Origin of the sequence: Citrobacter sp. Ce104 (genome assembly GCF_030334595.1) — a bacterium.
Taxonomy (GTDB): Bacteria; Pseudomonadota; Gammaproteobacteria; order Enterobacterales; family Enterobacteriaceae; genus Citrobacter; species Citrobacter europaeus.
This window is the reverse complement of the sequence record NZ_JAOWDP010000068.1, coordinates 133,706-148,701: the sequence shown is the minus strand read 5'-3', so window position 1 is coordinate 148,701 and position 14,996 is coordinate 133,706. Positions and strand designations below refer to the sequence as shown.

Here is a 14,996-nt window from a genome sequence, read left to right as displayed (position 1 = left end):
TCCCGGCCTTTTTTATCAGATACTCACCAGAACCACCTCAATCCCATGCTTACGTAATCCTTCCAGACTCTCCTCTGGAATACCTTCATCGACAATAATCATATCAATCCGCTGAGTATCAATGATCTTATGCAGGCTCGAGCGGTTAAATTTCGTCGAGTCGGTAACAACGATTATGCGCTCAGCCACTTCACACATCCGGCGGTTGAGGCGCGCTTCATCTTCATTATGAGTGCTCACACCACGTTCTAAATCGATTGCATCAACGCCAAGAAACAGCATGTCGAAGTGATAATTTTGTAGCGATTGCTCAGCCTGATCGCCATAAAACGATTGCGACTGACGACGCAAATGGCCACCAGTCATCAACAGCTCAACTCCTTCGGCTTCCAGTAACGCATTGGCGACATTCATACCGTTGGTCATAGCAATAACATTGGAATGCTGGCGCATCAGGCGGGCAATTTCATAGGTGGTGGTGCCGGAGTCAAGGATCACGCGGTGTCCCGGTTGAATCAACTCCGCGGCAGCTCTGGCAATACTGCGTTTGACCGCCGTATTGAGCGAACTCTTATCTTCAACAGAAGGCTCCGCAACCGGCGCATTACCTTCGCAAATCAGCGCTCCACCATAGGCGCGTACCGCAATTCCCTGCTTTTCCAGAAAAGCGAGGTCATTGCGAATAGTGACCGTGGAGACGCCAAAAAATAAGGAAAGATCGTTAACCTGAACGCTTCCCTGCTGCCGTAACCGCTGGATGATCTGCTCACGTCTTTCGCTGGTACCGATAACGCGCTTGTCTGCAGAAGACTCGGTGTTACTCATAAGAAATCCTTTAGTTGAATCTTTCGTTTTATTTCGTTTTGTCTATTAACGCCTTTCTTTTGTACGAATGCAAGCCCCGCAAGCAGGGAGGAGCCGGATGGACTTATGCTGAAACCTTTCATTGTGTTTCTTTTGTGAAACAGATCGGAAATCCATTATCTTTCGTTTTATTTTTATACCACCATCATGCAGTATTAAATGAAACAAAACGAAAGATTGATGTCGAAGTTATCTGACCTGGAGAGGAAAGTGAAACATCTAACTAAAATGGTCGAGCAGCATAAACGGGGGAAAGCAAACGGGATTTATGCCGTTTGTTCTGCGCATCCAGTCGTACTGGAAGCCGCAATACGCTACGCCCATGCCAATCATACACCGCTGTTGATCGAAGCAACCTCTAACCAGGTTGATCAGTTTGGCGGCTATACGGGTATGACACCAGCCGATTTTCGCGGTTTTGTCTGCCATTTAGCCGGCTCGCTTAATTTTTCTCAGGATATGCTGATTCTCGGCGGAGACCATCTTGGGCCAAACCGTTGGCAAAATTTGCCAGCAGAAGAGGCAATGGCCAACGCTGACGATTTGATTAAAAGCTATGTCATCGCAGGCTTTAAAAAAATCCACCTCGATTGCAGCATGTCTTGTGCTAACGACCCGGTTCCACTGACGGATGACATCGTCGCCGAGCGTGCTGCGCGCCTGGCAAAAATTGCCGAAGAAACCTGTATGGCACATTTTGGTGAGTCTGACCTGGTCTATGTGATTGGCACAGAGGTTCCGGTTCCTGGCGGCGCCCACGAAACGTTAACCGAGTTGGCGGTAACAACGCCGGATGCTGCACGCGCAACATTACAGGCCCACTATCACGCCTTTGAAAAGCGCGGGTTGGAAGGTATCTGGCCACGTATTATTGCCCTGGTGGTGCAACCTGGCGTTGAATTCGACCACACACACATCATTGATTATCAACCACAGAAAGCCGTGGCGCTCAGCAAAATGGTGGAAGACTACGACACGCTGGTTTTTGAAGCGCATTCTACCGATTACCAAACGCCACAGTCCTTGCGCCAACTGGTGATAGACCACTTCGCTATTCTGAAAGTGGGGCCTGCGCTGACCTTCGCCCTGCGCGAAGCGCTGTTTTCGTTAGCTGCCATTGAAGAAGAATTGCTGCCTGCAAAAGCCTGCTCAGGCCTGCGACACGTGCTGGAAAGCGTGATGCTTGATCGACCAGAGTACTGGCAGAGCCACTATCACGGCGATGGCAACGCACGCCGTCTGGCCCGCGGATATAGCTACTCCGATCGGGTTCGTTACTACTGGCCGGACAGCCAGATTGATGAGGCATTCGAACGTCTGGTGCGTAACCTGGCGGATGATCCCATTCCACTGCCGCTGATAAGCCAGTATTTACCTTTGCAATACGTAAAAGTACGCGAGGGAGATCTCAGCGCTACGCCGCGAGAACTCATCATTAACCATATTCAGGACATACTGCAGCAATATCACTGCGCCTGCCTGGGTGCTCCAGATCGTAACGCATAACAAAAAAGAGAAAAATACCATGCCAAACATTGTATTAAGTCGCATTGATGAACGTCTGATTCACGGTCAGGTTGGTGTGCAATGGGTTGGGTTTGCGGGGGCAAACCTGGTGCTGGTCGCTAATGATGAGGTAGCAGAAGATCCAGTGCAGCAAAACCTGATGGAAATGGTACTGGCAGAAGGGATCGCGGTACGCTTCTGGTCACTACAAAAAGTGATCGACAATATTCACCGTGCCGCCGATCGCCAGAAAATTCTGCTGGTCTGCAAATCGCCAGCGGATTTCTTTCGTCTGGTCGAAGGGGGTGTTCCTGTTAACCGCATCAACGTTGGCAATATGCACTACGCCAACGGCAAGCAACAAATCGCCAAAACGGTTTCTGTAGACGCTGCCGATATTACCGCGTTCAACGGACTTAAAGCCGCTGGGGTGGAATGCTTCGTTCAGGGCGTTCCAACAGAACCCGCCCAGGACCTCTATAAACTTCTCTGAGGGATTCACAATGGAAATCAGTCTGTTGCAGGCTTTTGCGTTGGGTATTCTCGCCTTTATTGCAGGGCTGGATATGTTCAACGGGTTAACGCACATGCACCGCCCGGTTGTTCTCGGGCCGCTAGTCGGTCTGATTCTGGGCGACTTGCATACCGGTATTTTAACAGGTGGTACGCTGGAACTGGTGTGGATGGGTCTGGCCCCGCTGGCTGGAGCTCAACCGCCAAACGTGATTATCGGTACTATCGTAGGAACCACGTTTGCCATAACAACCGGAGTGAAACCCGAAGTTGCCGTGGGTGTGGCGGTACCGTTCGCCGTAGCGGTACAGATGGGAATTACCTTCCTGTTCTCAGTGATGTCAGGGGTGATGGCTCGGTGCGATCGCATGGCAGCGAATGCCGATACTGCAGGGATTGAGCGGGTCAACTATCTGGCGTTGCTGGCGCTGGGGACCTTCTATTTTTTATGCGCGTTCCTGCCGATTTACTTTGGTGCAGAACATGCCAAAACCGCTATAGATGTTCTGCCGACGCGTCTGATTGACGGCCTCGGGGTGGCAGGCGGCATCATGCCAGCTATCGGCTTCGCCGTACTGCTGAAAATCATGATGAAAAACGTCTATATCCCCTACTTCATCCTGGGTTTTGTTGCCGCAGCCTGGCTCAAACTCCCCGTGCTGGCTATTGCCGCAGCAGCACTGGCAATGGCGCTGATCGACTTTCTGCGTAAATCACCTGAACCTACAGATCCTGCAGCACAAAAAGAGGAATTCGAAGATGGCATCTAATCAAACGGCTCTGCCGAACGTTTCCGAAACCGAAGAAACACTGCTGTCCGGCACCAATGAAAACGTCTACGAAGACCAGAATATCGGTGCCGAGCTGACGAAAAAAGATATCAACCGTGTTGCCTGGCGTTCAATGTTATTACAAGCCTCTTTTAACTACGAACGTATGCAGGCATCAGGATGGTTGTATGGCCTGTTACCTGCACTGAAAAAGATCCATACCAACAAACGCGATCTGGCGCGTTCGATGAAAGGCCACATGGGCTTCTTCAACACGCACCCGTTCCTGGTCACGTTTGTTATCGGGATTATCCTGGCGATGGAACGCTCCAAGCAGGATGTGAACAGTATTCAAAGCACCAAGATTGCTGTAGGTGCGCCACTTGGCGGTATCGGTGATGCCATGTTCTGGTTAACTTTATTGCCTATTTGCGGCGGTATCGGGGCCAGTCTGGCGTTGCAAGGCTCTATTCTTGGCGCAGTTGTCTTTATTGTTATGTTTAACGTGGTTCATCTTGGACTGCGCTTTGGGTTGGCACACTATGCTTATCGAATGGGTGTTGCTGCCATCCCGCTAATTAAAGCTAACACCAAAAAGGTTGGGCATGCAGCATCCATCGTTGGGATGACGGTGATCGGCGCGCTGGTAGCAACCTATGTTCGTCTGAACACTACGCTGGAAATTACTGCTGGCGATGCGGTTGTGAAACTGCAAACAGACGTGATAGACAAGCTGATGCCTGCATTTTTGCCGCTGGTCTACACGTTGACTATGTTCTGGCTGGTCCGTCGTGGCTGGAGTCCTCTGCGCCTTATCGCCATTACCGTGGTGCTCGGCGTCGTAGGTAAGTTCTGTCACTTCCTGTAAACATAAGGGGTTGTAGATGTTAGGTATTATTTTGACGGGCCATGGCGGGTTTGCCAGCGGAATGGAAAAAGCGATGAAACAGATTTTGGGTGAGCAAACTCAGTTCATTGCCATCGACTTTCCTGAAACCTCAACCACTGCCTTACTCACCTCGCAACTTGAACAGGCGGTGAGTGAACTGGATGCTCAGCAAGACATCGTGTTTCTGACAGATCTGTTGGGCGGGACGCCATTTCGCGTCGCTTCCACGCTGGCGATGCAAAGGCAAGGCACTGAAGTGATCACCGGTACCAATCTGCAACTGCTCCTGGAGATGGTGCTGGAGCGTGACGGCCTGAGCAGCGAAGCGTTTCGTTTACAGGCGCTGGAGTGCGGACACCGGGGTTTAACCAGCCTGGTGGATGAACTGGGACGCTGTCGCGAGGAAAAACCCGTTGAGGAAGGGATATGACACAGCAACTGCGTGCCAGACGTCTACTGACCGAACAGGGCTGGCTGGACGATCATCAATTACACATTGAAGACGGTATTATTGCTGCCATAGAGCCAATTCCTTCCGGCGTTATGGAACGCGACGCTGAACTGCTTTGTCCGGCTTACATTGATACCCACGTGCACGGTGGTGCGGGCGTCGATGTGATGGATGAGTCACCAGATACGCTCGACAAACTGGCGATGCACAAAGCGCGTGAAGGGGTAGCCAACTGGCTACCCACCACCGTCACCGCTCCACTATCGGATATTCACAAAGCGCTGGAACGTATCGCCCGTCGCTACCATTCTGGTGGGCCTGGCGCACAGGTGCTGGGCAGTTATCTTGAAGGCCCGTACTTTACGCCACAGAACAAAGGTGCGCATCCGCCTGAGCTTTTCAGGGAACTGGAACTCAGTGAACTGGATGAACTGATTACGATTTCCCAGCAAACATTGCGCGTCGTTGCGCTGGCGCCAGAAAAAACCGGTGCATTGCAGGCTATCGAACATCTGAAGCGGCGCAACGTACGGGTAATGCTGGGCCACAGCGCAGCCACCTGGGAACAAACCCGCGCGGCCTTTGACGCCGGTGCTGACGGATTGGTTCACTGCTATAACGGTATGACTGGCTTACATCACCGGGAGCCCGGAATGGTTGGCGCAGGGTTAACCGACCCTCGTGCCTGGCTGGAGCTTATTGCTGACGGACACCACGTCCACCCGGCGGCCATGAAACTGTGCTGCTGCTGCGCGAAAGACAGACTGGTGCTGATCACCGATGCCATGCAGGCTGCAGGAATGCCAGACGGGCGCTATACGCTCTGCGGCGAGGAAGTGGAAATGCGCAGCGGAATTGTGCGTACCGCGTCCGGTGGACTGGCTGGCAGCACGCTCTCGGTTGATACAGCAGTACGTAATATGGTCGAGTTGACCGGGGTAACGGCAGAAGAAGCAATTCATATGGCCTCTCTCCACCCCGCACGTCTATTGGGCATCGATCGCCTACTGGGGTCGTTAGCGGTGGGCAAACGTGCCGACGCGATCGCGCTAAATAGCGGGCTGCATTTACAACAGATTTGGATTCAGGGTCAGGCTCTCCCCCTTTGACCTTTCATTATATCTTCTATTGGCCTGCGGTCTTCGATCGCAAGGCCTTTCTTTTCCTTTCGCTTGAGTAAATGCCTGGCCACCTTTCAACAAATCTCATCCATATAGATCAATAAGATAATCGCATCCTTCGTTCTCACGATCACAAATTTCGTTTTATTTCATTTCGAATCATTGCTCTTTCGATTTCTTTCCTATAGATTTTAATCAATCAACATGATGAACAAATGAAACGAAACGAAAGATGGCGATAAATCGCCAGTGTCTTAAGTGGAGTTTACGAGACTAAGGACTTAAGTTATGCCAGAAACCTATACCCCTGTTACTGCGGTAACAGGCACCTGGACCGAAGAAGAGATCCGTCAACAACCTGCCAGTTGGATCCGTTCTCTCACCAATATCGACAATATTCGATCCACCATTGATAGCTTTCTTGCGCCATTGTTGCGCAAAAACGATCTGCGGATCGTACTGACCGGGGCCGGGACCTCAGCGTTCATTGGCGACATCATCGCTCCGTGGCTGGCAAGCTATACCGGAAAAAATATCAGTGCTGTGCCGACCACAGACCTGGTCACCAATCCGATGGATTACCTGAGTCCCGCACATCCGCTGTTACTAGTTTCTTTCGCTCGCTCAGGTAACAGCCCAGAAAGCGTTGCGGCAGTGGAACTGGCTAATCAGTTTGTGCCTGAGTGTTATCACCTGCCGATCACCTGCAACGAAGCAGGTAGCCTGTATCAAAACGCAGTCGCAAGCGACAACGCCTTTGCTCTGTTAATGCCCGCAGAAACGCATGACCGCGGTTTTGCCATGACCAGCAGCATTACCACCATGATGGCCAGTTGCCTGGCAGTATTCGCCCCAGAGAAATTCAACAGTCAGACCTTCCGCGACGTGGCCGATCGGTGCCAAACGATCCTGACTTCCTTGGGCGATTTCAGCGACGGTGTATTTGGCAATGAGCCCTGGAAACGGATCGTCTATCTCGGTAGCGGTGGATTACAGGGGGCGGCACGAGAATCTGCACTGAAAGTCCTGGAGCTGACAGCGGGCAAACTTACTGCATTCTATGACTCTCCGACCGGTTTTCGTCACGGTCCAAAATCGTTGGTTGATAACGAAACGCTGGTAGTGGTCTTTGTTTCCAGCCACCCCTATACACGCCAATATGATCTCGATCTGTTAGCAGAGTTACGCCGCGATCGGCAGGCGCTGCGGGTTGTCGCGATTTCTGCACAAACCCATGAGGTGATTGAAGCTGGTCCACATATTTTGCTGCCGCCAGCACGCTCTTTCATCGATATGGAATTGGCGTTCTGCTTCCTGATCTATGCCCAGGTTTTTGCTTTGACGCAATCCATCAATATCGGCAATACACCAGATACACCTTCTGCCAGCGGCACTGTTAACCGCGTTGTACAGGGCGTTGTTATTCATCCCTGGAACGCCTAAAAGGATCGTTTTATGAGCATTATTTCTACTAAATATCTCCTGCTGGATGCACAAAAAAAAGGCTACGCCGTACCCGCCTTCAACATTCATAACGCTGAGACTATCCAGGCGATCCTTGAAGTGTGCTATGAAATGCAATCGCCGGTTATCCTTGCCGGAACTCCGGGTACCTTTAAACATATCGCACTGGAAGAGATCTATGCGCTGTGCAGCGCTTATTCCATCAGCTACGGTATACCGCTGGCGCTGCACCTCGATCACCATGAGTCGCTGGACGATATCCTCCGTAAAGTAAATGCTGGTGTACGCAGCGCAATGATTGACGGCAGCCACTTTCCGTTTGAAGAAAACGTGAAACTGGTGAAATCCGTTGTGGATTTTTGCCATGCCAAAGATTGCAGCGTGGAAGCTGAGCTGGGCCGCCTCGGTGGCGTAGAAGATGATATGAGCGTGGATGCGGAAAGCGCCTTCCTTACCGATCCACAAGAAGCCAAACAGTTTGTTGAGCGTACCGGCGTAGACAGCCTTGCCGTTGCCATCGGCACTGCACACGGGTTGTATACCAAAACGCCCAAAATCGATTTCCAGCGACTGGGTGAAATTCGTGAAGTGGTGGATATTCCGCTGGTACTACATGGTGCAAGCGATGTCCCTGACGAATACGTTCGTCGCACGATCGAGCTTGGCGTGTGCAAAGTTAACGTTGCTACCGAACTGAAAATTGCCTTTGCCGATGCGGTCAAAGCGTGGTTTGCGGAAAATCCACAAGGTAATGATCCTCGTTATTACATGCGGGTCGGTATGGATGCGATGAAAGAGGTGGTGCGTAGCAAAATCAATGTATGTGGTTCTGCAAACAAATTGATGGCTACCTGCGAATTATCGTGATTATCATTATATTTCTTCGCGAGTGCTATCTGCATGATGTCAGGTAGCGCTCATCGTTAGAATAGTAGAGGATAATTATACTTTAATATCACATTGAATGAATTTATATATTTGATACTGCAATAATAATATATTTCAATAATCTATGTTATTCAATCTTTTTATGGCGAGGATTTAAATATGACTAGTCCAAATATTCTATTAACCCGCATTGATAATCGATTAGTACATGGACAGGTTGGCGTCACATGGACATCCACGATTGGCGCTAACCTGTTGGTCGTTGTTGATGATGACGTTGCTCAAGATGAGATCCAGCAGAAATTAATGGGCATCACTGCTGAAACTTACGATTTTGGCATCCGTTTTTTTTCCATAGATAAAACCATAAACGTCATCGGTAAAGCCGCGCCACATCAGAAAATTTTTCTTATTTGTCGGACTCCGCAAACGGTAAGACGATTGCTTGAAGGCGGCATAAAACTTGACGACGTCAACGTGGGCAATATGCATTTTTCTGAAGGAAAAAAACAGATCAGCAGCAAAGTTTACGTTAACGGGCAAGATCTTGATGACCTTCAGTTTATAAAAAAACAGGGCGTTAACATTTTTATTCAGGATGTCCCTGGAGATCAAAAAGAACAGATTCCTGATTAAAAGACCATACAACTTTTTCATAATAAAAGGATTTATTTACTTGAGGTGATCTATATGCATGAAATAACCCTTATTCAGGGTATATCCCTGGCTGCATTAGTCTTCTTTTTAGGAATTGATTTTTGGCTGGAAGCCTTATTTTTATTCAGGCCGATTATTGTATGTACTTTAACTGGCGCGATTCTGGGTGATATTCATATTGGCCTGATAACGGGTGGTTTGACCGAATTGGCTTTTGCTGGCCTGACCCCCGCAGGAGGTGTACAGCCACCCAATCCAATCATGGCCGGTTTAATGACCACGGTTATCGCATGGTCTACTGGCGTGGATGCCAAAACGGCCATCGGCCTTGGTTTGCCCTTCAGCCTTCTAATGCAATACGTAATATTATTCTTTTACTCAGCATTCTCTCTGTTCATGGCAAAAGCTGATAACTGTGCAAAAGAAGCAAACACAAGCGCATTTTCGCGTCTGAATTGGCTGACAACGCTGATTGTTGCTTCTTCATACGCCATCATCGCCTTCTTATGTACATATCTGGCCCAGGGCGCTATGCAGTCTCTGGTAAAAGCCATGCCCGCCTGGTTAACACATGGATTTGAAGTGGCCGGAGGCATTTTGCCCGCAGTCGGTTTTGGTTTGTTGCTCCGTGTGATGTTCAAAGCACAGTACATACCTTATCTGATTGCTGGCTTCCTCTTCGTTTGCTACATCCAGGTTAATAACCTTCTGCCCGTCGCGGTATTGGGCGCAGGCTTCGCCGTATATGAGTTTTTCAATGCGAAAGCCAAACAGCAGGCTCTACCTCAGCCTGTCACTAATAAAAACAATGAAGAAGAGGACTATAGCAATGGGATCTGAAATCAGTAAAAAAGACATTACTCGCCTTGGCTTTCGCTCGTCACTTCTTCAGGCCAGCTTTAACTATGAAAGGATGCAGGCAGGTGGTTTTACCTGGGCTATGCTCCCGGTACTGAAAAAAATCTATAAGGGTGATAAAGCCGGTCTCAGCGCGGCGATGAAAGATCATTTAGAATTTATCAATACCCACCCTAACCTGGTCGGTTTTCTGATGGGATTGTTAATCTCAATGGAAGAAAAGGGAGAAAACCGAGATACCATTAAAGGCTTGAAAGTGGCGCTTTTTGGACCTATCGCCGGGATCGGCGATGCCATTTTCTGGTTCACCTTACTGCCTATTATGGCGGGGATCTGTTCCTCTTTCGCCAGCCAGGGAAACATACTGGGTCCCATTTTGTTTTTCGCCGTTTATTTGATGATCTTTTTCCTGCGCGTCGGCTGGACGCATGTCGGTTATTCAGTAGGAATAAAGGCCATCGATAAAGTACGTGAAAATTCGCAGATGATAGCCCGCTCAGCAACGATCCTCGGGATCACTGTTATTGGCGGACTTATCGCATCCTATGTGCACATTAACGTTGTAACTTCTTTTGCGATCGATAGCACCCACAGCGTGGCATTACAGCAGGATTTCTTCGATAAAGTATTCCCGAATATTTTACCGATGGGCTACACGTTGCTGATGTACTACCTGTTAAGAGTGAAAAAAGCACATCCAGTACTGTTAATCGGCGTGACGTTTGTACTGTCTATTATCTCGTCAGCACTTGGCATTCTTTAAACGAAAAGAGGATGAAGCGGCCTGCAACATCCTCCTTCAAAAGGACTCGAAAAATGCAATATACCCAGTACTGCGACAATTATGACGTATTAAGCGATCGCGCCAGCGAACTGTTAATTACGCTGATACAGAACAAACCTGATGCAACCATCTGTCTGGCAACAGGAGGCACGCCGCTTCTCACCTATCGCTACTTTGTCGAGAAAATTAACCAACGTAAGATCGATCATGAGCAGGTGGTTTTCGTGAAACTGGACGAGTGGGTCGGTATTCCGTTGAACTCACCTGCAACGTGTGAATCTTTCCTGCAACAACACATCGTTCAACCATTGGGTTTACGAGCAGAACAGTTGGTCGGTTTTCAATCTGAAAATGTTAACGAGCAGGAATGCGAACGCGTCACAGAGATTATTGCCAGCCGGGGCGGCCTCGATTTATGTCTGCTCGGAATCGGAAAAAATGGTCATTTGGGGTTGAATGAACCGGCAGAGTCCCTGGAACCGTTTTGCCATATCAGCGTCCTTGACGAAGAAACGCGCCATCACGACATGTTAAAAACGGCGGCTAATCGCGTAACTCACGGTATTACGCTGGGTTTGAAGGACATCCTGAATGCAAAAGAGATCTTGCTGCTGATAGCAGGTGAAGGGAAGCACGACGCGGTAGAAAATTACCTGGCCGCCACCGTTACTACGACTATTCCTGCTTCATTTTTATGGTTACACCGCAATGTGAGTTGCCTGATTGACGGCTCACAATATCCTGATAAATAGAATTTACAACACTTGCCACATCCCCCCTTTTGTCGCGCCAACGCGTTGCAGTTTGCCTTTTAGCTGCAACGCTTTCAGCGAGTTCTTCCGACATTTCTTCCGACAAGCCGGCAATTAATACAGGCCCTCTTACTCCCCCTGCTGTTCCAGCGCGTGCTTGTACAATGCATTCTTCTTCACGCCATGGATTTCAGCAGCCAGCGCGGCGGCCTTTTTAAGCGGCAGTTCTGCCTGCAATAAGGCCAATGTACGGAGCGCATCGGCAGGAAGGTCGTCTTCTTGCGCTTTATGCCCTTCGACGATCAGCACCATTTCGCCTTTACGACGGTTTTCATCTTCCCTGACCCACGCCAGCAGTTCGCCAACCGGTGCGCCGTGAATAGTTTCCCAGGTTTTGGTCAACTCACGCGCCAACACCACGTAGCGGGATTCGCCCCAGACGGCAACCATGTCCTCCAGGCTATCCAGCAAACGGTGGGTAGATTCATAAAAAATAAGCGTACGTGGTTCAGCCTCAATGGCTTTCATCGCATCACGACGCCCTTTCGATTTGGCAGGCAGAAAACCTTCATAGCAAAAGCGGTCTGAAGGCAGACCAGCAGCGCTCAGGGCAGCAATCGCCGCGCAAGGGCCTGGTAGGGGAACAACGCGGATCCCCGCTTCGCGACAGGTGCGCACCAGATGGTAGCCGGGATCGTTAATCAGCGGCGTTCCGGCATCGGAAACCAGCGCAATGTTTTGCCCTTCTTTGAGCTTTGCCACCAGCGTTTCGGCCTTTTGCTGCTCGTTGTGGTCATGCAGGGCGAACAATCGCGCGTTAATCGCGAAGTGTTGTAACAATAGTCCTGTATGACGAGTATCTTCAGCGGCAATCAAATCAACGGCTTGTAAAACTTCGAGCGCTCGTTGGGTAATATCAGCCAAATTTCCTATAGGAGTAGGTACAATAAAGAGTTGGCCTTGAGAATTATCCGCCGATTCGTGTTGTTTCATTGTGTCGTCCGTATTGCCGATTTAATATTGAGCATTGAGTAAAAAAATATCACTGGATACAGTATGGTACCCTCAACATTTTCTCGTTTGAAAGCCGCACGCGCGCTGCCAGTCATTCTGGCAGCACTGATTTTCGCAGGCTGTGGCACCCAGGCGCCAGACCAGAGTGCAGCCCATATGCAGGGCACTGCGCAGGCTGATTCCGGCTTTTATCTGCAACAAATGCAGCAAAGCTCAGATGATAGCAAGACCAACTGGCAATTACTCGCCATTCGTGCACTGCTGAAAGAAGGCAAGAGCCAGCAGGCCATCGAGCTGTTCAACCTGCTACCGCAGAAACTAAGCGATACCCAGCGTCGTGAGCAGTCACTGCTGGCCGTCGAGATTAAGCTTGCGCAGAAAGATGTCGCTGGCGCACAGGCTCTGCTGGACAAACTCACCCCTGCCGATTTCGATCAAAACCAGCAGGCACGGTACTGGCAGGCGCAAATCGACGTCAACCAGGGTCGCCCGTCGTTGACACTACTGCGCGCCCTGATCGCCCAGGAGCCGTTGCTGGCCGCAAATGCTAAGCAGAAAAACATGGACGCCACCTGGCAGGCGCTGTCATCCATGACCCAGGAGCAAGCGCAGGCGCTGGTCATCAATGCGGATGAAAACGTGCTGCAAGGCTGGCTGGATCTCCAGCGCGTCTGGTTCGATAACCGTAACGATCCGGACATGATGAAAGCCGGCATTGCTGACTGGCAAAAACGTTATCCACAGAACCCGGGGGCAAAACTGTTGCCAACGCAGTTGGTTAACGTGCAGAGCTTTAAGCCCGCCTCCACCAGCAAAATTGCGCTGCTGCTGCCGCTGAACGGTCAGGCCGCTGTATTTGGCCGTACTATCCAGCAAGGCTTTGAAGCTGCGAAAAACATGGGCACTCAACCCGTAGCAGCCCCAGCTGTTGCCGCGCCTGCTGCAGATACAGCAGCCATGGCGACCACGGAACAGCCGCAAACGACTGACGGTGTTGCCAGCCCTTCTCAGGCGTCAGTAAGCGATCTAACCAACGAGACGTCAGCGCAACCAGAAGCTGCAGCCCCGCAGCCAACAGTGCCTGCACAGCCAACGACCGCCAGCGCGCCGGCGAATCCGTCCGCTGAGCTGAAAATCTATGACACCTCATCACAGCCGCTGAATCAGATCCTGGCTCAGGTTCAGCAGGATGGCGCCAGCATCGTGGTTGGCCCGCTGTTGAAGAATAATGTTGAAGAGCTGATGAAAAGCAACACGCCATTAAACGTCCTGGCGCTTAATCAGCCGGAGGCGGTGAAAAACCTGCCGAACGTCTGCTACTTCGCCCTGTCGCCAGAAGATGAAGCGCGCGACGCCGCGCGTCACATCCGCGATCAAGGAAAACAGACGCCGCTGCTTTTGACCCCGCGGAGTGCGTTAGGCGATCGCGTTGCCAACGCCTTTGCGCAGGAGTGGCAAAAGCTGGGTGGCGGCGTAGTGCTGCAGCAGAAGTTCGGCTCCACTGCTGAGCTAAAAATGGGCGTCAACGGCGGCTCGGGGATTTCCCTGACGGGCAGCCCGGTGGCCTCCTCTGTACCCACGCAGCCTGGTGTAACCATTGGCGGTCTGACGATACCGGCAGCGCCAACCGATGCGCAAATCACCGGCGGTGGTCGTGTTGATGCCGTGTATATTCTGGCGACGCCGGAAGAAATTGCATTTATTAAGCCGATGATCGCTATGCGCAACGGCAGCCAGAGCGGTGCCACGTTGTACGCCAGCTCCCGCAGCGCGCAGGGAACTGCCGGCCCGGATTTCCGTCTGGAGATGGAAGGCTTGCAGTACAGCGAAATTCCGATGCTGGCAGGCGCTAATGCGCCTCTTATGCAGCAGGCGCTTGGCGCGGTGCGTAACGACTACTCGCTGGCGCGTATGTACGCCATGGGCGTCGATGCCTGGTCGCTTGCCAACCACTTCTCGCAAATGCGTCAGGTGCAGGGTTTCGAAATTAACGGCAACACCGGGGCCTTAACCGCAACGCAGGATTGTGTGATTAACAGGAAGTTATCATGGCTCAAATACCAGCAAGGACAAGTCGTCCCCGCCAGTTAACGAGTAAACAGACCGGTGACGCGTGGGAATCCACCGCGCGTGACTGGCTGCAGAGCAAAGGACTGCATTTTATCGCCGCCAACGTGCGTGAACGTGGCGGCGAAATTGACCTGATAATGCGTGAAGGCAACACCACCGTATTTGTTGAGGTTCGCTACCGACGCTCAACCTTGTTTGGCGGTGCGGCGGCGAGTGTGACCCGGAGCAAACAACACAAATTATTACAGACCGCCCGCTTGTGGCTTGCGCGCCACAATGGGAGTTTTGATACTGTGGATTGCCGGTTCGATGTGTTAGCCTTCACCGGAAATGATGTTGAGTGGTTTAAGGACGCGTTCAACGACCGCTCATAGTTGAAGATTCAGAGCCTGGTT

General features: G+C 50.9%; 16 protein-coding genes. 14 read left to right on the top strand and 2 right to left on the bottom strand.

All coding sequences use genetic code 11. The features are described 5' to 3' along the window. Positions 1–15: 15 nt before the first annotated feature. Entirely contained in the window at positions 16–825 is an 810-nt protein-coding gene (locus OGW16_RS19235) for a DeoR family transcriptional regulator (protein ID WP_043017756.1), read from the bottom strand. Positions 826–1,044: 219 nt separating this feature from the next. Between OGW16_RS19235 and kbaZ the strand changes: the two genes are divergently transcribed. From kbaZ to OGW16_RS19175, 12 genes are all read left to right on the top strand, one after another. Then, the gene (gene kbaZ, locus OGW16_RS19230; protein ID WP_100194890.1) at positions 1,045–2,370 is read left to right on the top strand and encodes a tagatose-bisphosphate aldolase subunit KbaZ; all 1,326 of its coding nucleotides are present in this window, start codon (positions 1,045–1,047) and stop codon (positions 2,368–2,370) included. A gap of 19 nt (positions 2,371–2,389) precedes the next feature. After that, positions 2,390–2,863, top strand: a complete 474-nt coding sequence (gene agaV / locus OGW16_RS19225) for a PTS N-acetylgalactosamine transporter subunit IIB (RefSeq protein WP_003024925.1) — start codon at positions 2,390–2,392, stop codon at positions 2,861–2,863. A 10-nt stretch (positions 2,864–2,873) separates the two neighbouring features. Then, complete coding sequence (agaW, locus tag OGW16_RS19220) at positions 2,874–3,653, top strand: PTS N-acetylgalactosamine transporter subunit IIC (RefSeq protein ID WP_286518699.1); 780 nt, start codon at positions 2,874–2,876, stop codon at positions 3,651–3,653. Next, a complete protein-coding gene (gene agaE / locus OGW16_RS19215; RefSeq protein WP_043017758.1) occupies positions 3,643–4,521 on the top strand; it encodes a PTS N-acetylgalactosamine transporter subunit IID in 879 nt (292 codons plus the stop codon). Before agaW ends, agaE begins: the two co-directional genes overlap by 11 nt. A gap of 16 nt (positions 4,522–4,537) precedes the next feature. Next, positions 4,538–4,972: a PTS galactosamine/N-acetylgalactosamine transporter subunit IIA gene (gene agaF / locus OGW16_RS19210; RefSeq protein ID WP_038634146.1), complete on the top strand. Its 435-nt coding sequence runs from the start codon at positions 4,538–4,540 to the stop codon at positions 4,970–4,972. After that, entirely contained in the window at positions 4,969–6,102 is a 1,134-nt protein-coding gene (gene nagA, locus OGW16_RS19205; RefSeq protein ID WP_286518698.1) for an N-acetylglucosamine-6-phosphate deacetylase, read from the top strand. Before agaF ends, nagA begins: the two co-directional genes overlap by 4 nt. A gap of 300 nt (positions 6,103–6,402) precedes the next feature. Then, positions 6,403–7,557, top strand: coding sequence for an AgaS family sugar isomerase (locus tag OGW16_RS19200; protein ID WP_075145587.1), 1,155 nt, complete (start codon positions 6,403–6,405; stop codon positions 7,555–7,557). A 12-nt stretch (positions 7,558–7,569) separates the two neighbouring features. Then, positions 7,570–8,445 (top strand): tagatose-bisphosphate aldolase subunit KbaY, encoded by an 876-nt coding sequence (gene kbaY, locus OGW16_RS19195; RefSeq protein ID WP_286518697.1) that lies wholly within the window; start codon positions 7,570–7,572, stop codon positions 8,443–8,445. A 180-nt stretch (positions 8,446–8,625) separates the two neighbouring features. Beyond that, positions 8,626–9,102, top strand: a complete 477-nt coding sequence (gene agaB, locus OGW16_RS19190; protein WP_286518696.1) for a PTS galactosamine transporter subunit IIB — start codon at positions 8,626–8,628, stop codon at positions 9,100–9,102. A 54-nt stretch (positions 9,103–9,156) separates the two neighbouring features. After that, complete coding sequence (gene agaC, locus OGW16_RS19185; RefSeq protein WP_286518695.1) at positions 9,157–9,963, top strand: PTS galactosamine transporter subunit IIC; 807 nt, start codon at positions 9,157–9,159, stop codon at positions 9,961–9,963. Then, positions 9,953–10,744, top strand: coding sequence for a PTS galactosamine transporter subunit IID (gene agaD, locus OGW16_RS19180; RefSeq protein ID WP_047408388.1), 792 nt, complete (start codon positions 9,953–9,955; stop codon positions 10,742–10,744). Before agaC ends, agaD begins: the two co-directional genes overlap by 11 nt. 53 nt (positions 10,745–10,797) lie before the next feature. Continuing rightward, positions 10,798–11,517 carry a galactosamine-6-phosphate isomerase gene (locus OGW16_RS19175; protein WP_043017765.1) on the top strand — a complete coding sequence of 240 codons (720 nt, stop codon included), beginning with the start codon at positions 10,798–10,800 and terminating at the stop codon, positions 11,515–11,517. Positions 11,518–11,646: 129 nt separating this feature from the next. Here the strand turns inward: OGW16_RS19175 and rsmI are convergent, their stop codons facing one another. Continuing rightward, complete coding sequence (gene rsmI / locus OGW16_RS19170; protein WP_043017766.1) at positions 11,647–12,510, bottom strand: 16S rRNA (cytidine(1402)-2'-O)-methyltransferase; 864 nt, start codon at positions 12,508–12,510, stop codon at positions 11,647–11,649. A gap of 63 nt (positions 12,511–12,573) precedes the next feature. Here rsmI and OGW16_RS19165 point away from each other — a divergent pair, with 63 nt between their 5' ends. After that, positions 12,574–14,622, top strand: coding sequence for a penicillin-binding protein activator (locus OGW16_RS19165; RefSeq protein WP_286518694.1), 2,049 nt, complete (start codon positions 12,574–12,576; stop codon positions 14,620–14,622). Further along, positions 14,580–14,975, top strand: coding sequence for a YraN family protein (locus tag OGW16_RS19160; protein WP_220771780.1), 396 nt, complete (start codon positions 14,580–14,582; stop codon positions 14,973–14,975). Before OGW16_RS19165 ends, OGW16_RS19160 begins: the two co-directional genes overlap by 43 nt. The last annotated feature ends 21 nt before the right edge of the window (positions 14,976–14,996 follow it).

What these genes read in the sequence shown, in the direction of transcription:
- OGW16_RS19175 (WP_043017765.1), top strand. Translation starts at nt 10,798, where the DNA reads ATGCAATATACCCAGTACTGCGACAATTATGACGTATTAAGCGATCGC.
- OGW16_RS19160 (WP_220771780.1), top strand. Translation starts at nt 14,580, where the DNA reads ATGGCTCAAATACCAGCAAGGACAAGTCGTCCCCGCCAGTTAACGAGT.
- agaB (WP_286518696.1), top strand. Translation starts at nt 8,626, where the DNA reads ATGACTAGTCCAAATATTCTATTAACCCGCATTGATAATCGATTAGTA.
- rsmI (WP_043017766.1), bottom strand. Translation starts at nt 12,510, where the DNA reads ATGAAACAACACGAATCGGCGGATAATTCTCAAGGCCAACTCTTTATT.
- agaD (WP_047408388.1), top strand. Translation starts at nt 9,953, where the DNA reads ATGGGATCTGAAATCAGTAAAAAAGACATTACTCGCCTTGGCTTTCGC.
- kbaY (WP_286518697.1), top strand. Translation starts at nt 7,570, where the DNA reads ATGAGCATTATTTCTACTAAATATCTCCTGCTGGATGCACAAAAAAAA.
- agaV (WP_003024925.1), top strand. Translation starts at nt 2,390, where the DNA reads ATGCCAAACATTGTATTAAGTCGCATTGATGAACGTCTGATTCACGGT.
- kbaZ (WP_100194890.1), top strand. Translation starts at nt 1,045, where the DNA reads ATGTCGAAGTTATCTGACCTGGAGAGGAAAGTGAAACATCTAACTAAA.
- OGW16_RS19200 (WP_075145587.1), top strand. Translation starts at nt 6,403, where the DNA reads ATGCCAGAAACCTATACCCCTGTTACTGCGGTAACAGGCACCTGGACC.
- OGW16_RS19165 (WP_286518694.1), top strand. Translation starts at nt 12,574, where the DNA reads ATGGTACCCTCAACATTTTCTCGTTTGAAAGCCGCACGCGCGCTGCCA.
- agaW (WP_286518699.1), top strand. Translation starts at nt 2,874, where the DNA reads ATGGAAATCAGTCTGTTGCAGGCTTTTGCGTTGGGTATTCTCGCCTTT.
- agaF (WP_038634146.1), top strand. Translation starts at nt 4,538, where the DNA reads ATGTTAGGTATTATTTTGACGGGCCATGGCGGGTTTGCCAGCGGAATG.
- OGW16_RS19235 (WP_043017756.1), bottom strand. Translation starts at nt 825, where the DNA reads ATGAGTAACACCGAGTCTTCTGCAGACAAGCGCGTTATCGGTACCAGC.
- agaE (WP_043017758.1), top strand. Translation starts at nt 3,643, where the DNA reads ATGGCATCTAATCAAACGGCTCTGCCGAACGTTTCCGAAACCGAAGAA.
- nagA (WP_286518698.1), top strand. Translation starts at nt 4,969, where the DNA reads ATGACACAGCAACTGCGTGCCAGACGTCTACTGACCGAACAGGGCTGG.
- agaC (WP_286518695.1), top strand. Translation starts at nt 9,157, where the DNA reads ATGCATGAAATAACCCTTATTCAGGGTATATCCCTGGCTGCATTAGTC.